This is a genomic window from Sphaerisporangium viridialbum (genome assembly GCF_049674955.1).
Classification (GTDB): domain Bacteria; phylum Actinomycetota; class Actinomycetes; order Streptosporangiales; family Streptosporangiaceae; genus Sphaerisporangium; species Sphaerisporangium viridialbum.
This window is the reverse complement of record NZ_CP187232.1, coordinates 1964802-1987239: the sequence shown is the minus strand read 5'-3', so window position 1 is coordinate 1987239 and position 22438 is coordinate 1964802. Positions and strand designations below refer to the sequence as shown.

At 71.6% G+C, this 22438-nt stretch carries 15 protein-coding genes; 10 read left to right on the top strand and 5 right to left on the bottom strand.

The genetic code is table 11. From position 1 onward, the window contains the following. Nucleotides 1–6 precede the first annotated feature (6 nt). Together ACOZ38_RS08845 and ACOZ38_RS08840 are read right to left on the bottom strand one after the other, a co-directional pair. Complete coding sequence (locus ACOZ38_RS08845) at nt 7–1119, bottom strand: CapA family protein (RefSeq protein WP_424529605.1); 1113 nt, start codon at nt 1117–1119, stop codon at nt 7–9. 27 nt (nt 1120–1146) lie between these two features. Beyond that, on the bottom strand, nt 1147–2049 hold the full coding sequence (locus ACOZ38_RS08840) for a MurR/RpiR family transcriptional regulator (protein ID WP_405145269.1): 903 nt from the start codon (nt 2047–2049) through the stop codon (nt 1147–1149). A 186-nt stretch (nt 2050–2235) separates the two neighbouring features. Here ACOZ38_RS08840 and ACOZ38_RS08835 point away from each other — a divergent pair, with 186 nt between their 5' ends. From ACOZ38_RS08835 to ACOZ38_RS08805, 7 genes are read left to right on the top strand one after another with little or no spacing between them, the layout of a single operon-like run. Next, complete coding sequence (locus ACOZ38_RS08835; protein ID WP_424529604.1) at nt 2236–3774, top strand: ABC transporter substrate-binding protein; 1539 nt, start codon at nt 2236–2238, stop codon at nt 3772–3774. 57 nt (nt 3775–3831) lie between these two features. Beyond that, nucleotides 3832–4800 carry an ABC transporter permease gene (locus tag ACOZ38_RS08830; RefSeq protein WP_424529603.1) on the top strand — a complete coding sequence of 323 codons (969 nt, stop codon included), beginning with the start codon at nt 3832–3834 and terminating at the stop codon, nt 4798–4800. Continuing rightward, the gene (locus ACOZ38_RS08825) at nt 4800–5687 is read left to right on the top strand and encodes an ABC transporter permease (protein ID WP_424529602.1); all 888 of its coding nucleotides are present in this window, start codon (nt 4800–4802) and stop codon (nt 5685–5687) included. Before ACOZ38_RS08830 ends, ACOZ38_RS08825 begins: the two co-directional genes overlap by 1 nt. Continuing rightward, nucleotides 5684–6607, top strand: a complete 924-nt coding sequence (murQ, locus tag ACOZ38_RS08820) for an N-acetylmuramic acid 6-phosphate etherase (RefSeq protein WP_424529601.1) — start codon at nt 5684–5686, stop codon at nt 6605–6607. Before ACOZ38_RS08825 ends, murQ begins: the two co-directional genes overlap by 4 nt. Beyond that, nucleotides 6604–8295 carry an anhydro-N-acetylmuramic acid kinase gene (locus ACOZ38_RS08815; protein WP_424529600.1) on the top strand — a complete coding sequence of 564 codons (1692 nt, stop codon included), beginning with the start codon at nt 6604–6606 and terminating at the stop codon, nt 8293–8295. The genes murQ and ACOZ38_RS08815 overlap by 4 nt, the downstream gene beginning before the upstream one ends. Nucleotides 8296–8335: 40 nt before the next feature. Continuing rightward, nucleotides 8336–9478, top strand: a complete 1143-nt coding sequence (locus tag ACOZ38_RS08810) for a serine hydrolase domain-containing protein (RefSeq protein ID WP_424529599.1) — start codon at nt 8336–8338, stop codon at nt 9476–9478. Next, a complete protein-coding gene (locus tag ACOZ38_RS08805) occupies nt 9475–11214 on the top strand; it encodes an ABC transporter ATP-binding protein (protein WP_424529598.1) in 1740 nt (579 codons plus the stop codon). Before ACOZ38_RS08810 ends, ACOZ38_RS08805 begins: the two co-directional genes overlap by 4 nt. Before the next feature lie 84 nt (nt 11215–11298). On the opposite strand, the gene ACOZ38_RS08800 is transcribed toward ACOZ38_RS08805, so the two are convergent. Continuing rightward, nucleotides 11299–11526 (bottom strand): multicopper oxidase domain-containing protein, encoded by a 228-nt coding sequence (locus ACOZ38_RS08800; RefSeq protein WP_424536972.1) that lies wholly within the window; start codon nt 11524–11526, stop codon nt 11299–11301. A 119-nt stretch (nt 11527–11645) separates the two neighbouring features. Beyond that, nucleotides 11646–15383 (bottom strand): family 78 glycoside hydrolase catalytic domain, encoded by a 3738-nt coding sequence (locus ACOZ38_RS08795; protein ID WP_424529597.1) that lies wholly within the window; start codon nt 15381–15383, stop codon nt 11646–11648. A gap of 533 nt (nt 15384–15916) precedes the next feature. Here ACOZ38_RS08795 and ACOZ38_RS08790 point away from each other — a divergent pair. The 3 genes from ACOZ38_RS08790 (at nt 15917) to ACOZ38_RS08780 (ending at nt 21235) form a co-directional block, all read left to right on the top strand. Next, nucleotides 15917–17842: a Xaa-Pro dipeptidyl-peptidase gene (locus ACOZ38_RS08790; protein WP_424529596.1), complete on the top strand. Its 1926-nt coding sequence runs from the start codon at nt 15917–15919 to the stop codon at nt 17840–17842. A gap of 372 nt (nt 17843–18214) precedes the next feature. Continuing rightward, entirely contained in the window at nt 18215–18829 is a 615-nt protein-coding gene (locus ACOZ38_RS08785; protein ID WP_424529595.1) for a hypothetical protein, read from the top strand. Nucleotides 18830–18934: 105 nt separating this feature from the next. Then, on the top strand, nt 18935–21235 hold the full coding sequence (locus ACOZ38_RS08780; protein ID WP_424529594.1) for a M48 family metalloprotease: 2301 nt from the start codon (nt 18935–18937) through the stop codon (nt 21233–21235). Here the strand turns inward: ACOZ38_RS08780 and ACOZ38_RS08775 are convergent. Beyond that, nucleotides 21232–22422 (bottom strand): hypothetical protein, encoded by a 1191-nt coding sequence (locus ACOZ38_RS08775; protein WP_405145257.1) that lies wholly within the window; start codon nt 22420–22422, stop codon nt 21232–21234. The genes ACOZ38_RS08780 and ACOZ38_RS08775 overlap by 4 nt on opposite strands. Between the last annotated feature and the right edge of the window lie 16 nt (nt 22423–22438).

Genomic DNA, 22438 nt, shown 5'->3' with positions numbered 1-22438 from the left:
CCGCGCTCACGTCAGCCGGATGGCGAGCGTGCCGTCCGGCTCCAGGCCGACCCGCGGGCCGTAGTCGCGGCCGGCCCTGTCGAGGGTCGCCCGTAGCCACTCGGACTCTTCGCGGGCGGCGTGCCGCAGGCGCATCCGGCGAGCCCGCATTGGCGTCATGCGCAGGCCGGCCAGCCTTCCCGACCCCGGCTCCACCGAGGCGAAGTACAGCAGCCGCAGTTCGTCGCGGTACTCCTCGTGGCCGGTGATGCCCTCGTAGTCGTCGACGAGGTCGCCGCAGCCGTAGAGGATGAGCCGGTCGCGGTACACCTCGATCGGCCGGGGATGGTGGGAGGAGTGCCCGTGCACGACGTCGGCGCCGGCGTCGACCAGTTCGTGGGCGAGGCGCCTCTGCGTCCGGGAGACGTCGTAGCCCCAGTTGGAGCCCCAGTGGATGGAGACGACCACGACGTCGCCGGGGCGCTTCACCTGCCGCACACGGTCGGCCGGCTCGGCGGCTCCGGTACGCGGCGACTCGGGAAGGAAGTCGACGCCGGCCCGATCCGAGGTGGCCGCCCACCCCGGCGGGACGCCGCTCGACTCCATCGCCCATGAGAAGACCACCACCCGCACACCACCGCCGACCGTGACGATCGCGGGCCGCCGCGCCTCGTCCGCCGTCCGCCCGGCCCCCACCGCCCGCAGTCCGGCGCCGGCCAGGGCGTCGAGCGTCTCGGCGAGGCCCCGGCGGCCGAAGTCGAGCACGTGGTTGTTCGCCAGCGCGCAGGCATCGGGCCGGACGGCGGCCAGGCAGGGCAGGTTGGCGGGGTTCATCCGGTAGTGCGCGGCCTTCCCCGGTGCGAACTCGTCGCAGCGCGTGACGCTCGTCTCCAGGTTCACGATGCGGACATCCGGCGCGGCCTCCTCCAGCGCCCGCAGGGCATCACCCCACGGCCAGGAGAAGCCGGCAGGACGGGGAATCGGGCCGTTCGCCGCCTCCGCCAGCCTGACGTAGTCGACGGCGTCCCGGACCCATGGCTCCCGCAGTGTCGCATCCCCGGGATGCGGAAGGATCTGGTCGACTCCCCGGCCGAGCATGACGTCGCCGCAGAGGAACAACGTCACCGGATCGGCGCGCATGCTCCCATGCTAGGCGCGTCCCTCACATCAGGAACGCCCGCGGGTGTTGCGGTCGTGGACGATGGTGTACGTGCTGCGCAGAGCCTCCATCGACGCGTCGTAGGAGGCCTGGGCGACGCCCGTGAACAGGCAGTCGACCACCATGAGCTGGGCGATGCGGCTGCCGAGCGCGCCGGAGCGGAACCTCGTCTCCCGCGCGGCGGTGGTGAGCACGACGTCGGCCGTGGCCGCGAGCGGCGACTCGCGGAAGTTGGTGATGGCGATCGTCGCGGCGCCGGCCTTGCGGGCGATCGCCAGGAACTCGACGGTGTCGACGGTCGCGCCGGTGTGCGAGATGGCGATGGCGACGCAGGCGTTGTCGAGGGTGGCCGCGGAGGTCCAGGCCGAGTGCGGGTCACGCCAGTTGATGGCCGTCCTGCCGATGCGGGTGAGCTTCTGCTGGAGGTCGAGCCCGACGAAGGAGCTCGCGCCGACGCCGAAGCTGTCGAGGCGGCGGGCGGAGAGCACGAGCGTGACGGCATGGCCGAGCGCCCGGGTGTCGAGCGTGCGGGCGGTGTCGGCGATGGAGAGCGTCTCGTTCATCGCCACCTTGGCGACGATCTCGTCCAGCGTGTCGTCGCGGTCGATGTCGCCGGACATCTCGGAGATGCTCGACGTCGTGAGCTCTTCCCGCGTCACCTCACGGGTGAGGTCGATGCGGAAGTCCTTGTAGTGCGCGTAGCCCATGCGCTGGTAGAAGCGCACCACCGAGGTGGTCGAGGTGCCGCACCGGGAGGCCAGTTCGGCGATCGAGAGGTTGGCCGCCTCGGCCGGGTTGTCCAGGAAGACCTGCGCGAGGCGCTTCTCCGACGGTCGTAACCCGGGTAAGGCCGCCCGTATCCGTACCAGGACCACCCCGGACTCCGTGTGACCGGCCCCGCCTCCACTCATCCCCACTCCTCGTTTTAGCCTTGTCCGGTCGTTCCGGAAATAAAATTACACAAACCACACCAACTCATGTACTTTTATGCCTCAACTTGGACACCACGGATGCTTCCTGGGTGACCGCGCAGCTCAGCGCGCCGGCAGCGCAGCATCGAATGTCACTGAGGAGACCATATGTGGCACACATCACGATTGACCCGTGGCACCCTTCTGGCGATCGGGGTCGCCACAGCGGCGTCGACCGCGCTCACCGGCTGCTCATCCTCCGCGCAGGCGCCCAAGCCCGGCGCCGCGGGCGGAACCGGCGGCAACCTGGTCGTGGGCGTCACGTCCGACCCTGACACGCTCTTCCCCTGGAAGGCCACGCAGTTCCAGGCGGTCAACGTGTTGCAGAACATCTATGGCACCCTCACCGAGTTCGACAAGGACCTCAACGTCGTCCCGGGGCTGGCCACGTCATGGGAGACCTCGAAGGACGGCCGCACGCTGACCTTCACCCTGCGCGACGGCGTCACCTTCAGCGACGGCAGCGCCCTCGACTCCAAGGACGTGAAGTCCTCGCTCGACCGGATCAAGGACGAGGCCACCGCGGCGGTCGCGAGCGCCTCGCTGGCCTCGGTCACCTCGGTCGACGCACCCGACCCGAAGACCGTGGTGCTGCACCTCAGCGCGCCGGACGCCGCGCTGCCGTCCAACCTCGCCGTGGTCAACATGGCCATCCTCTCCTCGGACGACACCGAGGCGTCGCTCAACACCACCCCCGACGGGACCGGGCCGTTCGTGCTTGCGAACCGGGTCGCGGGCCAGGCGCTCACCCTCGTCAAGAACGAGAAGTACTGGGGCGACAAGCCGAAGCTCGCGGGCATCGAGTTCCGGGTGATCCCCGACGAGTCCTCGATCGTCTCCGCGATGCAGTCGGGCAACGTGCAGCTCGCGGTCTTCGACGACCCGCTCGTGGCCAGGACCGCGGCGGCCGCGCAGCTCGGGGTGGCCAAGACCCCGCAGCTCAGCTACCACGTCCTCCAGCTGAACGGGCGCCGCGGCGACCTCACCGACGTCAACGTGCGCCTCGCCGTCCAGTGCGCGGTCGACCGCAAGCAGGTGCTCGACACCGCGGCCCTCGGCGAGGGCACGGTGACCGGGCCGATCACGGCGCCGGCCTTCAAGTCCAACCCCGACCAGCGCCCGTGCCCCACGCGCGACCTTGGCAAGGCCGCCGAGTACCTTGGCAAGGCGGGCAAGGGCTCCGGAGTGACGATCAAGACGATCGTCTCCCAGGGCGAGTACTCCACGTCGGTCAACGAGGCCCAGAGCCTCAAGGCGCAGCTGGCCGAGGCCAAGATCAACCTCGACCTGGAGGTCCTCGAGTCCGGCGCGTACGTCGACCGCTGGGTCGCCGGCGACTTCGACGCCGCCGTCGCGCTGAACGGCGGGCGCCCCGACCCCGACGGCATGTACAGCAGGTACTTCACCAGCAAGGGGAACCTCAACAAGGTCACCGGCTACAGCTCGCCGGAGCTCGACAAGCTCTTCGCCGAGGGCAAGGCGACCACCGACCAGGCCGAGCGCAAGGTGATCTACGACAAGGTGTCCGCGGAGCTGGAGAACAACGCGCCGTGGATCTGGCTCTTCACCGGATACACCTACACCGCGACCACATCACAGGTACAGGGGTTCACCCCGATGGCGAACGGCTCCCTCCAGTACCTGCGCACCACGGCCGTCAACTAGCCGCCTTCCTGGTGGGGCGCCCCCGCGGCGCCCCACCAGGGGCGAGGACCCAGGCATATGTTGCAGACACTCATCCACAACCGCGTCGCGCGGCGCGTGGCGAGCATGATCGGCACACTCCTCGGCGTGGCCGTCTTCGTGTTCGTCATGCTCCGCGCGATCCCCGGCAACCAGATCACGGCGGGACTCGGCACGGAGGCGGCGGCGCTGTCCCCGGCCCAGCAGGAGGCGCTCCAGCGCTACTACGGGCTCGACCAGCCGCTGTTCACGCAGTTCTTCTCCTGGCTCGGCAACCTCTTCACCGGCAACCTCGGCTACTCGGCGCGCGCCCAGCAGAGCGTGCTCGACCTCACCCTGCACTCCCTGCCGGTCACCTTCGAGCTGGCCGTGCTCTCGATCATCCTCGCGCTGCTGATCGGCATCCCGCTCGGCATGCTGGCGGCCTCGAAGCCCGATTCGGGAAGGGACGCCTTCGGCCAGCTCGTGAGCCTCGCCGGGCTGTCGGTGCCGGCCTTCCTCCTCGCGACGACCCTGCTGTCGGTCTTCGCGTCCTCGTTCGGCTTCAACCCGAACGGCCAGGGCTTCGCGTCCCTCGCCGAGGACCCGCTGCTCAACCTGCGGCAGATGCTCATGCCCGCGTTCGTGCTCGGGTTCGGCATCGCGGCGCCCATCCTGCGCACCACGCGGACCGCCGTCCTTGAGGTCCGTTCCGACGACTTCGTCCGCACCGCGCGCGCCAAGGGCGTCCCGGCGCGGCGCCTCCAGACCAAGCACGTCCTACGCAACGCGCTCGTCCCGATCGTCACGATGACCGGCCTGCAGTTCGGCTACCTGCTGGGCGGCGCCGTCGTCGTCGAGCAGATCTTCTCGGTCCCCGGCATCGGACGGCAGGTCCTGCTCGGCATCCAGCAGAAGGAGTACGCGGTCGTCCAGAGCACGGTGCTGGTCATCGCGCTGACGTTCGTCATCGTCAACCTCCTGACCGACGTCCTCTACCGCGTCATCGACCCAAGGGTGGGGGCCTGATGACCGAGATCGCGCAGACCGCCCAGATACCGCCGGGCGCGCGCAAGGGCACCCACCGTCTCCGCGGCCTGCTGAGGAGCCCGAGCGGCCTCGCCGGCCTGGTCATCGTCGTGGTACTGGCGATCGTCTCGCTGCTGTCCTTCTTCCATGCGCTCCCGTACGACCCGATCGCCCAGAACCCGCCCGAGCGTCTCCTGCCTCCGTCCTCCGGGCACCTGCTCGGCACCGACCAGTTCGGCCGCGACATCTTCTCCCGCGTCGCGGCGGGTGCCGCGAGCTCCGCGCTCATCGCGGTCGTCGCCGTGGCCTTCGCCTCGGTCATCGGCACCCTGGCGGGGCTCGTCGCGGGCTTCTACCGGGGCTTCGCCGACGGCGCCATCGGCGGGGTGACGAACGTGCTGTTCGCCTTCCCGCCGCTGCTGCTGGCGCTGTCGCTCGCGTCGGTGTTCGACCGCAACTGGTTCACCGTGGCGGTCGCGATCGCGATCGTCTACGTGCCCATCTTCATCCGCGTCACCCGGGGCCCCGTTCTGTCGCTCCGGGAGATCGAGTACGTCAAGGCGGCCAGGAGCACCGGCCAGAGCCAGTGGATGATCATGATGCGGCACGTGCTGCCGAACATCACCTCGATCATCATCATCCAGGTGGCCCTGTCCCTGTCGTGGGCGGTCCTCACCGAGGCGTCACTGAGCTTCCTCGGCCTGGGCACACCTCCCCCGTCGCCCTCGCTCGGGTCGATGATCTTCGAGGCCCGCACCCTGGTCTCCATCGCTCCATGGACGATGATCGCGCCCGGAGTCGTCGTCGTGCTGCTGGTCGTCGGGCTCAACCTGCTCGGCGACGGCCTGCGCGACACACTCGACCCGAGAAACCGAGGAAAGCGTTGAGCGGCAACCCTTCAGAATCCGCCCGGCTCGGCGACCTCGTCACCGAGGCCACCGACCCCCGGTACGCCGAAATCGACAAGATGACGGTGGGCGAGCTGGCCGCGGCCATGAACGAGGCCGACACCACGGTGCCCGGCGCGATCGCCCGGGCGCTCCCCCAGATCACGAGCGCCATCGAGACGGCGGCGGAACGCATGAAGGCCGGCGGACGCCTCATCTACGTCGGCGCGGGGACCCCGGGACGCCTCGGGGTGCTCGACGCCTCGGAGTGCCCTCCCACCTACGGCACCCCGCCTGAGCAGGTCTTCGGCATCATCGCGGGGGGCCAGAGCGCGATCGTCTCCCCGTCCGAGGGTGCCGAGGACGACACCGACGCCGCGGTGGCGGCGATCGAGGCCGCCGCCGTCGGCTCGCTCGACACCGTGGTGGGAGTCACCTCCAGCGGGCGAACCCCGTACGTCCTGTCGGCGATCCGGCGCGCCCGGGAACGCGGGGCGCTGACCGTGGGACTCTCGTGCAACGCCGGGAGCCCGCTGAGCGAGGCGGCCGAGCACGCGATCGAGGTGATCGTGGGGCCGGAGGTCGTGAGCGGCTCCACCCGGCTCAAGGCCGGCACCGCGCAGAAGCTCGTGCTCAACATGTTCTCGACGATCGTCATGGTGCAGCTCGGCAAGACGTACGGCAACCTGATGGTCGACGTCAGGGCCACCAACGGGAAGCTGCGCGAGCGGGCGATCCGCATCATGCGCACGGTCACCGGCGCCAGGCGGGACGAGGCGATCAGCACCCTCGACAGCAACGACTACAACGTCAAACAGGCGATCGTGGCATTCCGCCTCGGCCTGACCCCCCAGGAGGCCATGGCCCGCCTCGTCGAGAGCAGCGGCCGTCTCCGTGTGGCACTCGGAGAGCGGTCATGAGAATCCTCGGGATGATTTCCGGCACCTCGCACGACGGCATCGACGCCGCCCTGGTGGACTTCGGGAGCGTGGGCGACACGCTCAACGCGGTGGTCGAGTACACGGCCAGCACCCCCTACCCGGCCGAGCTCCGCGCCCGCCTGGTCGCGGCGCTCCCCCCGGCGGCGACGACGCTCGCCGAGATGTGCGAGCTCGACACCCTCATCGGCCAGTGCTTCGCCGAGGCCGCCGCCGCGGCGATCGCGAAGGCCGGTGCGGTCGACCTCATCGTCTCGCACGGCCAGACGGTGTTCCACTGGGTCGAAGGCGCGCACGCCCTCGGCACCCTGCAGATCGGCCAGCCCGCCTGGATCGCCGAGCGTACGGGAGCGCCGGTGCTCTCCGACGTGCGCGTCCGCGACATCACGGCGGGCGGCCACGGCGCTCCCCTCGTCTCCCTGCTCGACGCCCTCCTGCTCGCGGGCCACGAGGGCATCGCTGCCGCGCTCAACCTGGGCGGCATCGCGAACATGACCCTGATGCGCGGCGCCGGCGACCTCGTCGCCTATGACATCGGGCCGGCGAACGCGCTCATCGACGCGGTCGTGGTGGGCAAGCGGCTGAGCGAGCGCGGGTTCGACGAGGACGGGCGCATCGCCGCCTCGGGAACGGTCGACGAGCGCCTTCTGGAAGTCCTGCTCGACGACCCCTACTACCGGTGGCCCGCCCCCAAGAGCACCGGCAAGGAGCTCTTCCACCTGGCCTACGTCGAGGACGCGATGGCGAAGGCCGGCAGCAGGCCCGGCGCGGCGGACCTGGTGGCGACCCTCACCGAGCTCACCGTGCGCACGGTCGCGAGAGATCTGACGGCCGCCGGCGTGGACCTCGTCGTCGCCTCCGGTGGCGGGTGCCGCAACCCCGTGCTGATGGACGGCCTGCGGCGCGCGCTTCCTGGCGTGACCATCGCGCTCTCCGACGAGTACGGCGCTCCCGCCGACGACAAGGAGGCGATCGCCTTCGCCCTCATCGGCTGGCACACCGCGCACGGCCTGCCGGGGACCGTGCCCGCGGGTACGGGCGCCCGGGCCGCCCGCGTCCTCGGCACCCTCACGCCGGGAGCGGGACCGCTCGTCCTCCCCGCCCCGGCGGCCGAGGCTCCCCGCGCGCTCACGCTGACCCGGCGGCGCGCGGGCCGGGAGGCGATGCCCGCCACCCTCCGGCTCGCGACCCGCGACGATCTCGACGGAATCGTCGAGGTCTTCCTCTCGTGCTGGCACGAGAGCTACGCGCGGGTCCTGCCGGCGCGCCTGGTCGCGAGCATGACGCCGGACCGGGCGCGGGCACTCTGGGCCAGGGTGCTGGAGGAACCGGGGCCGGCCGAGGTCGTCGTCGCCCTCGGCGAAAGGGACGGCGCCCCCTCGGTGCTCGGCGTCACGCGGTACGTACGGCAGGACGACGGCGACGGCATGGTGCACTCGCTGTACGTGCGCCCGGGCGCCCAGGGCATGGGCCTCGGTGCCGCTCTGCTGCGGGCGGCGGAGTCCGCGCTGTCGGAGGCGGGCGCCCCACGCGCGTTCCTGTGGGTGTTCCGCGGCAACGAGCCCTCGATCGGCTTCTACCGCCGCCAGGGCTGGGCGCCGGACGGCGGGGAGCGCACCACGGCCGAGTTCGGCGAGCCCGAGCTGCGGCTGGTGAAGGAGCTCCCGTGAGCCCGGCAGTGGTAGCGCCGGCCCGGGAGGGCCGTCACCGATGAACGCCCTCGCCACGACCGCGGAACGCCTCGTCTCGGCTCTCCCCTACGGCCGGGTGCGGCCGCCGCCCGGGGTCGCCCTGGCCGTGCGGACCCCGTGGTTCGACGCGGACGCGTGCGCCGGCCACCGCACCGTCCGCTGGGAGGACGGCGAGCGCGTGGGTGCGGATCCCCTGACGATCGGCACCCACCACGATCTCGCCTCGGTCACCAAGGTCGTCGGCACCACGACGGCGCTCATGCGCCTGGTGTCCGACCGGATCGTGGGCCTCGACACCGAGGTGAGCCGCTACCTCCCCGGCTTCCGCGGCGGCGGGAAGGGGAGCGTGACGGTACGCGATCTCCTGCTGCACCGGGGAGGGCTGTGGGAGTGGCATCCGCTCTACATCGCGGCCGGCGACCCTGAGGAGGCCTACCGTGTCGCCGAGGAGCTGCCCCTGCGCTACCGGCCGCGCGAGGGGCGCCACTACTCCGACCTCGGTTTCATCCTGCTCGGGCGCGTCGTCGCCACCGCCGCCGGACTCGCCCTCGACCAGGCGGTGTCCGAGCTCGTGCTCGGGCCGCTCGGCCTGGACGCGACCCGGTACGCCGTACCGGCGGGGGAACCCGTGGCGACGGGGGCCAGGGACGACCGCGTCGAGATCGGCATGCTCGACTCCGGGACGCCGTACCCGGTGCCCTACCGCAGCGGCGACTTCTCCGGCTGGCGCCGGGGGCCCGTGCACGGGCGGGTCGCCGACGGCAACGCCTACCACGCCTTCGGCGGCATCTCCGGCCACGCCGGGCTGTTCTCGACGGTGCCCGATCTGCTGCGTTTCGCGAGCGCGCTGTCCGGCTACCGCGAGCACGACGCGCTCGTACGGCCCGAGGTGGCGCGGGAGTTCTTCGCGCCGGGCCCCGACGAGGCGCAGGCGCTGGGCTTCCGCAGATACCGGCTGCGGCTCGGCGGCGAGACCCTCACCGTGCTCGGCCATCCCGGCTATGTCGGATGCGCCGTCGGCTTCGTGCCGGACCGCGGCGTCGCCCTGGCCCTCGCCAGCAATCGCCTGCTGGTGGAGGGAACCCCCGTACCCGGCGAGACGCTCTGGCACGAGCTGCTGAAGGCCACCGCGACAGAGATCGAGAAGAGAAGCGGACGATGACCGAGGTGACCATGACGACCCCCACCCCGCTACTGGAGATCCGTAACCTGTCGGTCGCGTTCCGCACGGGCGGTCAGGACGTCACGGTCGTGAAGGACGTCTCGATGGAGATCCTTCCCGGCCAGACCGTGGCGGTCGTCGGCGAGTCCGGCTCAGGGAAGTCGACCACGGCCGCCGCGGTCAACCGGCTGCTGCCGGACAACGGCCGCATCACGGGCGGCGAGGTGCTCTTCGAGGGACGTGACCTGGCCACCGCGAACGAGCGGCGGATGACCGCGATCCGCGGGGCGGGCATCGGGTTCGTGCCGCAGGACCCGATGTCGAACCTCAACCCGCTCATGCGCATCGGCGACCAGATCGGGGAGGCCCTGGAAGTCCACGGGCGCGCCACCGGCAGGGCCGCGCGCGCACGAGTGGTCGAGCTGCTGGAGATGGTCGGCATCCCCGAGCCGGCACGGCGGGCGGACCAGTACCCGCACGAGTTCTCGGGCGGCATGCGGCAGCGCGCGCTGATCGCCATGGGCCTGGCCTGCCGGCCGAAGCTGCTCATCGCCGACGAGCCCACCTCCGCGCTCGACGTCACCGTGCAGCGGCGCATCCTCGACCAGCTGGAGACGCTCACCAGGGACATGGGCACGGCGGTGTTCCTCATCACGCACGACCTCGCTCTCGCGGCGGAGCGTGCCGACACCGTCGTCGTCATGTACCGGGGTGAGATCGTCGAGGCCGGTGTCGCCGCCGAGATCCTCGCCGACCCCCGGCACGAGTACACCCAGCGCCTGCTCAGGGCGGTTCCCAGCCTGTCCTCCACGAGCATGGTGACGGCACCGGCCGTCTCCACGAGCGTGGTGACGGCGTCCGCCGCGACCGCGCGGGACCGGGCCGAGCCCGACCCGCCCGCCTCGACCGCTTCGCTCGCCCCGCCGGCCTCGACCATTTCGCCCCGCCACCTCGTGGAGATCGAGGACCTGAGCAAGGTCTTCACGACACGCGCGGCGGGCACGGGCGTCCCCTCCCGGTTCACGGCGGTCGACGGGGTCAGCTTCGGCATCCCGCGCGGGCAGACCGTCTCCATCGTCGGCGAATCCGGGTCGGGCAAGTCGACGACCGCGAACCTGCTGCTCGGTCTCGACGACATCACCTCCGGACGCATCCTGTTCGACGGCACCGACCTCACCTCGCTGCGGCGTCGCGAGCTGTTCGCGTTCCGCCGCCGGGTGCAGCCCGTCTTCCAGAACCCCTACGCCTCGCTCGACCCTCGCTACACCGTCGAGAAATCGATCAGCGAGCCGCTGCGGGTGCACCGGGTGGGCACCGCGAAGAGCAGGAAGCAGGCCGTGGCCCGCCTGCTCGACCAGGTGTCGCTCCCCTCCTCGATGGCCGGACGGCTCCCGCACGAGCTCTCCGGCGGGCAGCGCCAGCGCGTCGCGATCGCGAGGGCGCTCGCGCTCTCGCCCGAGCTCGTCGTGCTCGACGAGGCCGTGTCGGCGCTCGACGTCCTCGTGCAGGCACAGATCCTCGAACTGCTCGCCGATCTCCAGCGGGAGCTCTCTCTCAGCTACCTGTTCATCAGCCACGACCTCGCGGTCGTGCGCATGATCTCGCACACCGTTCATGTGATGCGGGGTGGGCGCATCGTGGAGACCGGCACTCCACGTGAGATCTTCGAGAACCCCGGGGCGGAGTACACCCGCGAACTGCTGGCCGCGATCCCCGGCACCCGACGAGCGGCGTAGCGCGGGCGGTCAGCGGCGTAGCGCGGGCGGTCAGCGGCGTAGCAGGTGTCAGTGGCGTAGCAGGTGTCAGCGGCATGGCGGGGGTCAGCGGACCACCTCGACGTTCGCCATCATGCCGTTGTCCTCGTGGTTGAGGATGTGGCAGTGGTAGGGATGCTTGCCGAGGAAGTCGCGGAAGCGCATCCGTATCACGACCTGGCCGCGCACCGGGAGCTGCACGGTGTCCTGCAGGCCGTGAGCCGCGTAGGGCCTGCCGTTGACGCTCATGAGCTGGAAGTCGGAAGAGTGAAGGGCCGTAGGAGATCGTACGATCCGGGACGTTGATGTCCCGGCGGGACGCTCCGTACCCGTGTGTAATACCTCGCCCCGGATGGGGGCGGCTCGTCGAGCGACGGGCCGCCCCCGGGGACATGGGCGCGGAGGCGCGGCCGTCAGGCGGGGGCGGTGAAGGTGTAGGTGCCCGCGCCGAGCTGGAAGGTCGCCGCGCCGTCGGTGTAGCCCATCGGCGCCGCCTGAGGGGGCGCGGTCACGGCGGAGGACGACGACGCGGGGACCCGGACGGTGGCGGTGGCGTTGGCCGGGATCTCCACCCGCAGGGTCAGCGTGCCGCCCGCGATGGACCAGTCGCTCAGCGCCCTGCCGTACGGGGTGCGCAGGTCGGCCTTGCCGGAGGTGAGGCCGCCGCCCGGCCGGGGCGCGATGGTGATCCGGCGGTAGCCGGGATCGCGGGCATCGGGCCCGAGGCCGCCGACCGAGCGGTACAGCCAGTCGCCCACAGAGCCGAGACCGTAGTGGTTGAAGGAGTTCATCCCGGGGTCCTGCGGGGAGCCGTCGGTGCGGATGCCGTCCCAGCGCTCCCAGATCGTGGTGGCCCCTCGGCTGTTCATGTACCCCCAGCCGGGATATCCGGGCTGCAGCAGCACCTGGTAGGCGGTGTCGAGGTGGCCGTGGTCGGCCAGCACGGGCAGGAGGTTCTCGACGCCGAGGAAGCCCACGCTGAGGTGGCCGCCGCTCGCCGCCACCTTGGCCGCGAGCCTGTCGGCGACGGCCTGCACCCGGGCGTCGGGCACCAAGCCGAACGCCAGCGCGAGCACGTAGCCGGTCTGGGTGTTCCCCGACACGGTGCCGTCGGCGGCCACGAACCTGCCGGTGAACGCCTGCGCCACCTGGTCGGCGAGCGCGCCGTAGGTGGCGGCGTCGGAGGCGCGCCCGGTCGCGGCGGCCATCTGGGCGAGCAGCCGGGCGCTGTGGCCGAAGAACGCCGTGGAGATCAGGTCGTTGGCGGTGTTGTCGTTGACGTTGAGCCAGTCGCCGTAGGTGTCCTGGTTGCGTATCAGATCGGCTCCGGCAGTGCTCCTGGAGTAGTCGACCCAGCGCTTCATCGCGGCGAAGTGCTCGTCGACGACCCGCACGTCGCCGTAGCGCTGCCAGAGGGTGTACGGGACGATGACGCCCGCGTCGGCCCAGCCCGCCTTGCCCGCCCCGCAGCAGACGTCGGGCGCCACGTCGGTGAACGCGCCGTCCGCGTGCTGGGCGTCGGCCAGGTCGTCGGCGAACTTGCCGAGAAGGCCCTGCACGTCGAAGTTGAAGGTCGAGGTTCCGGCGAAGATGCCGATGTCGCCGGTCCAGCCCAGCCGCTCGTCGCGCTGCGGGCAGTCGGTGGGGACCGAGAGCATGTTGGAGCGCGCTCCCCACAGGATGTTGTGCTGAAGCTGGTTGACCAGCGCGCTGGAGGTGGTGAAGCCACCGGTCGCCTGGCCGTTGGTCCACGCGGCGAGCCCGGTGACGCTGGCGGTCGTGGGCGTGCCGGGGAAGCCCGTGAGCTCGACGTAGCGGTAGCCGTGCACGGTGAACCTCGGCTCGTACACCTCGTCGGCCCCGGTGCCCGCGAGGGTGAAGCGGTCCGTCTGGCGGGCCGCGCGCAGGTTGGCGGTGTAGATGGTGCCGTCGGCGTTGAGCACCTCGGCGTGGCGCATCGTCACGGTGGTGCCCGCCGCGCCGCGCACGCGCAGGCGGTTCCAGCCCGCGAAGTTCTGCCCCATGTCGAGGACCCACATGCCGGGCTTGGGCTGGGTCACCGACACCGGAGTGATGCTCGCCTGCACGGCGACGCCTGGATCGACGGCGGCGACGAGGTGCGGCTTCGCCCCGCCGCGGACGGTGACCGGGGCCCAGCCGGCGTCGTCGTACGCGGCGGTGTCCCAGCCCGCGCGGACGGCCCGCGCGTCGTACTCCTCGCCCTGGTAGAGATCGTCCGCGCCGATCGGACTCGGCGCCGCCCGCCATGAGGAGTCGGTGCGCACGGTCTGCGTGGTGCCGTCGGTGAAGCGCACGCGGAGCTGGGCGGAGTACGACGGCCTGCTGCCGTACTTCTGGCTTCCCGCGAAGCCAATGGAGCCGGAGTACCAGCCGTTGCCGAGCAGCGCGCCGAGGGCGTTGTCACCCTGGCGGACCAGGAAGGTCACGTCGTAGGTGCGGTAGGCCAGGCGCTTGTTGTAGTCGGTCCAGCCCGGCGCCAGCGCCTCGGTGCCGACCTTCGTCCCGTTGACGCGGGTCTCGTGCAGGCCGAGCGCGGTGACCATGAGGCGCGCGGAGGCCACCGGCTTGCCGAGGGCGAACCCCTTGCGGAGGTAGGGCGCGGGCTCGGCCACCGCGACGTTCGAGCTCCAGGGCCCGGAGCCGTAGGCGGCGGCGACGCGCGCGGCGGGCCACCCCGAGTCGTCGAACCCGGAGTCCTGCCAGCCGGACGGCCCACTCTGCGCGGCCTTCCACCCCGCGTCGGTGACGAGCCTGGTGCTGCCCGCGCCCGCCACGTCGACCTCCAGCGCGGCGACCACCCCGGCCGGGGAGACGGTGGTGTTCTGCGCCGAGATCGCGAGGGTGTTGGCGCCCGCCCGCAGCCGGGCCGCGATGTCGACGACGGCGGCGGACTTCCACGAGTCGACGGCCCTCGGCGAGGAGCTGACCTGGATGCCGTTCACCCACACGTCGGCGGTGTCGTCACCGGTGACGGTGAGCCGTGCCCGGCCGATCGTGCCGGCGGGCAGCGTGAACTGCCGCCTGAGGAACCAGGTGCCCTGCGGCGCGCTGGACGCGGGGTCTCCCTCCGGATACCAGATCCAGCTCGCCCCCGCCAGGGCGGGCGCGCCGGCCGGGGCGCCGACGAAGTCGGCCTGCCACTCGGCCGGCGGGTCGAGCAGGCCGGTCTCGAACCAGGTGACCGGCCCCCAGGCGCCCGCCCTGCCCTGGGTGTCCCACACTCGCACCCGCCAGTGGTAACGCGTGCCCGACGCCAGCGCCGCACCGCCGTAGACCGCGTCCACGGACCTGCCGGAGACCACCCGGCCGCTGTTCCAGAGGTCGCCGGTGCCGGACTGGGCGCCGCTCTCGGTGGAGGCGACGAGGATCTGGTACGCCGCCTGGACCTGCTCCCCCGCGCCTCCGGTGAGCTGCCACCCGAAGCGGGGGGCGCGCGCGTCGATGCCGAGCGGGGTCGGCCGGTGCTCGGTGGTGGGGGCGGCCACGGCCAGCGGCGAGGCGGCGCCGAGGTCGGGAGCCGCCACACCGGTGCCCCAGGGAGCGGCCCCGTAGGTGCCGGAGACCGCCGCCGCGGGCCAGGACCCGTCGGCGAACCCCGGCTCGATCCAGCCGGGGGTGACCGTGCTCGCGGCCTTCCACGCGCCGTCGGTGACCAGGTCGACCGTGCCTCCGGCAGTGGTCACCCTGAGCCTGGCGATCACGCCCGCCGGGCCCGCCGTGGTGTTGCGCGCCGCCAAGGCGATCGTGTTGGCGCCGGCGCGGACGGCGGACGCCAGGTCGACGTAGATCGCCTGCCGCCAGGAGTCGGTCCTCCGGGGCGAACCGGCCAGCGGCACGCCGTTGAGCCAGACGTCGACCGTGTCGTCTCCGGTGACCACGAGCTGGGCGTCGGTGACCGCGCCCGCGGGGACGGTGAAGCCGCGCCGCAGGTAGCGGGTGCCGACCGGCGCGGACTGGCTCGGGCTCCCCTCGGGATACCAGATCCAGGCGGCGCCGGACAGGTCGGGGACGGCGGCGGCCTGGGCGGCCGTCGACGCGGCGGGGATGGGGCCGAGCAGGAGTGCGACCAGGGCCAGGACGGCGGTCGCCAGCGTGCGTAGCCGGTGCGGACGAGCGGATGTGGGGGGCATGCCGACTCTCCTGGAGATCCGTGGGGGTACGGAACAGGTGGATCAGTGGCTGGTAAAACGGTTTAAGGCGATGTGACCTTCGCGGGGTGCCGCGCCGGGGCTCCGGCCCGGCGGAAAGGATGCCGGGCGTTCCGGCTCTGACGTCGCGTCGCGGGCGCTTCCTGGGTTCTGATCACGACGCCGGCAGGTGGCACGCGCATGCTCGACTCGCCGACCATGAGCCCTCCAGAGGCAGCCCGCTCAAAAACGTTTTAAATTCGAGAGGACGATAAAACAGCCGGCCGCGAGCGTCAATAGCCGCTTGACGATTTCCCTTGACGACCCGAAGACAAGCCGGTGATTCTCCTGACATTCGCCCCGAATTCCGGGACTCCCGGCAGGGCCGGCCATCTCTGAGATCGCCGCGTCACTCCCTGTGCTATGTCACACAGCAGGAGCAAGGTGATGTCGAACCCATAAAGGGATCTTGTCGGCCATCTGGACATTAGCGGAGATTGTGGGTGTTCTCCCCATACCCTCCCAGGAGACTTCGCGTGCCAAAGTTAAGCGCAGTACTGGTCGCACTCGGCCTCGTCGCGGTCGGCGCGGTGGGCGTCACCCCGGCCCAGGCGAGTGCCGAACCCTCCATCACCGTCCAGCAGGGCCGGACCCAGCCGGTCTTCTCCTACGCCGACGCCGTCCGCGAGCACGTCTATGTCGAGTCCCCCGTCGACAGTGACTCCGACGGGAAGCTGGACCGTGTCCGCGTCGACATCATCAGGCCCAAGGAGTCGGGTCCCGGGCTCAAGGTGCCGGTGATCATCGACGAGAGCCCGTACTACGACAACTCCGGTCGCGGCAACGAGTCCGAGCGGAAGGTCTACGACGCGGAGGGGAACCTCGCCAAGTTCCCCCTGTTCTACGACAACTACTTCGTCCCGCGCGGTTACGCGGTGCTCAACGTCGACATGATCGGCACCACCAAGTCCGAGGGGTGCCCCGACGTCGGCGGGCGGGCCGACGTGCTGGGCGGCAAGGCCGTCATCGACTGGCTGAACGGCCGCGCCACCGCCTACCGTGAGGACGGCACGCCGGCGGTCGCCGACTGGACCACCGGCAAGGCCGCGATGATCGGAAAGTCCTACGACGGCACGCTGGCCAACGCCGTCGCGGCGACCGGCGTCAAGGGCCTCGAGACCATCGTCCCGATCTCGGCGATCAGCTCCTGGTACAAGTACCAGCGCTCCAACGGCGTGATCTACAACTTCGACTACATGTCGTACCTGGCGAGGGTCATCGACACCGACCCGATCGCCAAGTGCGCCGCGGCACGGGCGCGCCTGGATGCCGAGGACGGCGACGACACCGGCAACTACAACGCCTTCTGGGCCGAGCGGGACTACATCGCGGGCACGCTGGGCGACGTCTCCAAGGTGCGCGCCAGCGTCTTCGTCGTGCACACGGTCAACGACCTCAACGTCAAGCCCGACAACTTCTCCACCTGGTGGAAGGGCCTGGCCGACAGGAACGTGCCCCGCAAGATCTGGGTCGGGCAGTACCAGCACGTGGACCCGTTCGACTTCGAGGGACGCCGCGACCTGTGGGTCGACACGCTGCACCGCTGGTTCGACTTCTGGCTGCTCGGCGTGAAGAACGGCATCATGAACGAGCCCCGCGCCGACGTGCAGACCGGGCCCACCAGCTGGACCACCCAGCGCGACTGGCCGGCCCCGCTCGGGGTGAAGCTCTCCCTGCGCCCCGGCGCGGACGGCTCGCTCGGCCTGCTCGCGGCCAAGAAGGACACGACGGCCACCTTCACCGACGTCCGCCAGTCCGAGGACGCGATGGTGGCCGACGTCGGCACGGAGAAGCCAGGACGGGTGGCCTTCACCACCGGTGAGCTGCCGGCGAACCTGCGCCTGTCCGGCACGCCCGTCGTGGACCTGCGCGTCGCCCTCGACAAGCCCACCTCGAACCTGACCGCGCTGCTCGTCGACTTCGGCGAGGACAGCCGCGTCGACTGGCGTCGCGGCCAGGGCATCACGACCCTCACCGAGGAGACCTGCCACGGCGAGAGCACGGCCTCCGACGACGGCTGCTACAAGAAGGTCGTCGGCAACGTCGCCACCCGTCCGCTGGAGATCGTGGCCCGCGGCTGGATCGACGTGCAGAACCGCGACTCGCTCAGCACCTCCTCGCCGCTGCCCGAGGGGCAGTACGGCACGGTCAAGTGGGAGACCCTTCCACAGGACTACACCTTCAAGAAGGGTCACAGGCTCGGCCTCGTCATCGCGGGCACCGACTCGACCTACTCCGGCGAGCGGGCCACCGGCGCGACCGTCACCGTCGACCTGAGCAAGAGCAAGGTGGAGTTCCCGCTCGCGCTCGGCTCCCTGATCTTCGACCTGGTCAAGGACAAGGTGAAGTGGCACGGGCCGAAGCAGCTCGACCTGCCGGTTCCTGAGGCTCGTCTCTACTGATCCCCGCTGACGCCGAGTTTCCCGGCGTCGACTCCGGGCCCGGCGGCCTCGCCGCCGGGCCCGTTGGTCTGTCCGGCCCGGTGACACCGCGTGAGCCTTCACGGGGTAATGGGATGGGTTCGGCGACCGTCCACTGAGTGCGCCCCCAGGTAATCGCCACCCGAAGCATCCTCCGACCCATATTGACAAGTGGCTGTAAATACCTCCGCTGTCCTCTTCGTCATGAAATATCCCGGCAATGGCGGTTCCTGCGGGCAACCGTCCCGTGCTGAATCCGTGTTCTGGAATCCAGTCATTCGATGGGGTTGAACCGTTCCAGAGCTGCCATCATCGCCGTGTGCTCGTGCCCCGCTCAGGCTCTGGAGACCGCCGATGACGAAAAGACCGATCCTCTTAGGCACCCTGATCGCGCTGAGTCTGGTGACGGCGCTCGTCGCCCCGGCCTCGGCCGCGCACGCCTCCTCGGCGAACGTCTACCGAGGCCGGGCCACCGTGACCCTGGAGAGCTACGACTACTGCGGCAGCGGCGGCGGGCGCCGGCTGACCGGCCGCACCTCCTACCGTTCCGCCGCGCAGTTCAGCACCGGCCCGCGCAAGACGTACGGCGGGTACGTCGAGCGCAATCCGTTCACCTGGCTGTTCTACGTCGGGAACATCGGCGCGACCGGATCGTTCCAGGTCGGGTCGGCGGCGGTGGCCAAGCCCCCGGGTGTGCTGCTCAACTACTGGACCAGTTCGTACAGCAGCGGCAGGTTCACCGGACGCCTCGTGGCCTCGCACTCGGACAAGGCCACCACCTACAACACCTTCTTCGGCCAGCAGGACCTGATTCCCTGCCGTTCCGGCCTCGGTACCATCCCCATGACCTACGCGCTCCAGGCCGGCACCCGCATCAGCGGCACGATCGGGAGCGGCGGAGCCCATCTGACGATGACCGGCGGGACGAACGAGGGCTTCTATGCGTTCCGCGTCGTCTTCTCGGCCTGACCTCGCGCGGCGGGCCGTCCCGATCGCCGGGCCGGCCCGCCGCGTACGAGGCGGTCTCCCGGCAGCCGCGCCCCTCGCGGGCCACCTCTCGTAGCGGGGTCGCACATGGCAGGCTCCCCGGACATCGTCGCCGTCTGGTCCCGGCGCGTCGCCGAGCGGGTCACCCCCGCCGAGGCCGCGTCCGCCGAGCGAGTCGGCGCCGCGTACGTCGCGGGCGGCGGGCGGCGCCGCGACCTGCTGCGGACCGCGGCGGGCTCCGAGCCCGGAGGGTTCGGCGGCGGCCTCGGTCCGGGCGAGCTGCCGATCGTCCTGGACGGCCTCCGCCACCTGGCCGGCCATCTGCTCGGACTGGCCTCCGGCCACCCGCTGGCCGACCTGCTCGCGCTGCTCGTCATGCGGGGGATCACCACCGGGGCACCGGATGACGAGCAGCGCGAGCGGGCGGCCGCCGAGCCGGAGCTCGACCGGGTGATCGGCGCGTTCGGCGACCGCCTGCGCGCCCAGGGGGTCGCCCCCGAGCGGGCGCGGGAGCTCACCTACGACACCCTCAAGCTGGTCTTCCAGCACGACCGTGACACCCCCGAGATCGAGGCGTTCCTCCGGGCGCTCGCGGGCAGCCCTCCCGCCGCGCCGGTGCCGGGCGGCCCGCCGCCCGGCCACCCGCCCGCCGTCCGCGGCGACTCCACGGGATGGATGCCGCCTCCCTGGCTGTGGTTCTACTTCCTCGGGGTCACCGCCCCGTCCGTGCCCGGGCTCGTGGAGAGCTTCGAGGCCGACGCCGACGGCGTCACCGCGCTCGCCGGGGCTCTGGCCGCCGGGGCGCGGCGAGCGGCCGTCGCGCTTCTCACCGGAGCCGGCCTGCTGGAGTTCTTCCCCGCCGCTCTCCTCCTCGCCGGCATCGCGGGAGTCCTGTTCCCCGGCGCGCGCGGGCGCTGGGCCGAGCGGCGGCACCACCTTTCGCCGAGCGGCGATCCGGTGATCGAGGAGATGTCCGCGTTCGTACACCGCCACGCCTCGGCGATCGAGCTGCGGCTCGGCGAACGCCACGATCGGATGGCCCGCGTCTACCCCATGGGCTGGCGGGAGGCGCGCATCGCCGTCTATCCCCCGCTGCTGCGCCTGTGGCACGACGACCGGGAGGCGGCACGGGCCGTGCTGCTCCACGAGGTCGCCCACCTGCGGCAGGGCGACCACCTGATCGTCGGCCTCGCCGGCCCGTTCGGGTGGTTCGTCAGGGTGTGGAGCGTGATCCTCATCGCCCTCGCGGTGGTCGTGTTCGCGTTCTCGCTGTTCGCCGGGGGGCCGGAAAGCTCCGCGCTGCTCGCCTCCCTGCTCCACGACGCGGCCTCGATCCCGATCGGCCTGATCCTGCCCGTGGCGGGCCTGTGGGTCGCCGAGCTCAGCGCCGACCGCTTCGCGCTGCACGAGACGGCACCGGACGCGCTGCGCCGCGCCCTCGGCCCCGTCCGCGGCCGCAGCCCGGCCGCCAGGCTCCTGGACGGGCTCACCCACCCGCCCCTCCGGCTGCGGCTGTGGGCCATCGGCGCGGGGCCGGGCGGCATCGCGGCCCTCGCCGCCCTGTGGCCGGCGGCGGTCGTCGTGCGGGCCGGCGCCATAGCGCTGTTCGAGCTTGCCGCGTACCTGCTGACCGGGTTCTCCTTCGGCGACGCGCTCGGCGCCGTGGTCCACGACCTGCGGGCCGACCTGGCGTCCGCGCGGACGACGCTGATCGAGATGATCGTGCTGCTGGTCAACTGGCCGCTTCTCGCGCCGCTGTGGCTGCGCGTCTGGACGCCCGTGCGCGGCGTACGGCAGCGCTTCGCGCCCTATCTGCTGTCGGCCCTGATCCCGGGGGCTCTGGTCACAGGCGGCCTGACGAGCGGCGCCGCGGTCGCGGGCGAGATCCCCGCCGCCACGAGCACCCCCGTCCCTGCGGCGGCGCCGGCGGCCACACCTGAACGGACCGGCCTGGTCGATGACCGCCCATGGGACGGCCGGCCCCTGCCCGCCGAGATGCGGATCACCGCCTTCACCTCGCTCACCCAGCAGGCCGGATCACCCGAGTGGAAGGGCGTCGCGGCGGGCTGGCTCGGCGGCGGCGTCTGGCGGGCCGAGAAGGACGGGCGGCTGAGCTTCTCCACCATGGCGAGCCGCCCGGACCTGAGACCGGGCGAGGGCCACTGGCTGCGCGTGGGCGGCAGGGTCACCTTCTGGCTGGCCGTCGAGTCGGACGTCCGGGGCGAGACCGTGACCACCGAGATCGGCGGCGACGTGGACCTCGGAAGGAGACCGGCCGTCATGAGCGCCCAGTGGGCCCCAAAGGTGGACGCCTCGCACCTCACCGCGCTCATGTCGGCACCCGCCCTCGCGTTCACCGCCCCGCTGGACGTCTACCCCGCGCCCTAGCTCACCGGCACGTGGATCCAGCAGGGCTCGGCGAAGTCCTTGTCGGGGACCCTGGCGACGATCCGCTCGAAGCGCAGGCCGGGCTCGCCGGCGAAGGCGGTCTTCACCGAGCTGAGGTAGAGCCCTTCCGCGACGATCACGATGTGGTGTCCAGGGGCTCCGGCCAGCGCCGCCTTGGCCTCCGCGCAGTCGCGCAGCCGGTGCGCCCGTATCACGCCGTCGCCGCCGAACCCGTTGACCTCCGGGTAGACCATGTCCTCGTCCAGCGCGACCCGCAACCGCACCGCGTACTCGGGGCGGACGTGGCGATTGGCCTCGGCGAGCGCGCTCGCCAGCTCGCGCAGGAACCGTCGGATCACCTGCGGCTCCTCGATGCCCGGGGGCATGACGATCAGGTGGCCGTCGCCCTGCCCCTGGCGGTCGCACTCCTGCGGGTCGACCCGCGCGGCGGACAGTGCCAGGTCGAGCACCCGCACGAGGACGGTCTGCACCCTCCCCTGCTCGCTCGCGTCGCGTTTGGCGGAACCCTCGACGTCGACCGTGACGCACATCCGCCTGGCGCCCCGGCGCGCCGGCTCCTCGCGCGCCGCGGGCGAGGCCGCCGAGAACGCGCCGTCCAGCAGGCTGAGCTCGAAAGAGCGGGGCTCCCCGGTCGTGACGGGGACGTCGATACCCAGCTCGGTGTCCGCGAGCCTCGCCGACACCCCGATCGTCCCGGTCAGCGATGTGGTGTCCTTGGGCGCCTGCAGCAGCACTCTGGCCACGCGGCTCCCCTCGATCAGGGAGGCGCCGGGCTCGGGCCTGATGCGCCAGCGGAAGTCGCCTCGGCCGTCCCCGAACGTGGTCAGGGTGCCGAGCGCCTTGGGGTCGTCGTAGCGCACGGCGGTGAGCTGCCGCGCGACCACGTCGCCGTCGTCCAGGGCGACCTCGAAGACGGCCTCGACGTAGCTCAGGCCCGGCGCCGCCTCCTCCAGGTCGAAGGGGAACAGCACCTGCGTGTAGGCCCATCCCCCGGCGCCGCGCGACGCCGCCACCTCGGGCGGGAGGTCGCCGGGCGGCACGGCGACGACCATCGGACGGCCCAGCACGACCCCGGCCTCGCGGGTGAACCGCGTGCCCGCGCCCTGGAGGGTCTCCTCGGCCACCAGGTCGACTCGTGCCTCAATCGCGTAGCCAAGCTCGGTCACTCGGCACCTCCAGGAT

Bases quoted from the DNA above. Each gene is read 5' to 3' on its own strand.
- ACOZ38_RS08815 (WP_424529600.1), top strand. From the start codon at position 6,604: ATGAGAATCCTCGGGATGATTTCCGGCACCTCGCACGACGGCATCGAC.
- ACOZ38_RS08810 (WP_424529599.1), top strand. From the start codon at position 8,336: ATGAACGCCCTCGCCACGACCGCGGAACGCCTCGTCTCGGCTCTCCCC.
- ACOZ38_RS08830 (WP_424529603.1), top strand. From the start codon at position 3,832: ATGTTGCAGACACTCATCCACAACCGCGTCGCGCGGCGCGTGGCGAGC.
- ACOZ38_RS08825 (WP_424529602.1), top strand. From the start codon at position 4,800: ATGACCGAGATCGCGCAGACCGCCCAGATACCGCCGGGCGCGCGCAAG.
- ACOZ38_RS08805 (WP_424529598.1), top strand. From the start codon at position 9,475: ATGACCGAGGTGACCATGACGACCCCCACCCCGCTACTGGAGATCCGT.
- ACOZ38_RS08845 (WP_424529605.1), bottom strand. From the start codon at position 1,119: ATGCGCGCCGATCCGGTGACGTTGTTCCTCTGCGGCGACGTCATGCTC.
- ACOZ38_RS08795 (WP_424529597.1), bottom strand. From the start codon at position 15,383: ATGCCCCCCACATCCGCTCGTCCGCACCGGCTACGCACGCTGGCGACC.
- ACOZ38_RS08840 (WP_405145269.1), bottom strand. From the start codon at position 2,049: ATGAGTGGAGGCGGGGCCGGTCACACGGAGTCCGGGGTGGTCCTGGTA.
- ACOZ38_RS08780 (WP_424529594.1), top strand. From the start codon at position 18,935: ATGGCAGGCTCCCCGGACATCGTCGCCGTCTGGTCCCGGCGCGTCGCC.
- ACOZ38_RS08785 (WP_424529595.1), top strand. From the start codon at position 18,215: ATGACGAAAAGACCGATCCTCTTAGGCACCCTGATCGCGCTGAGTCTG.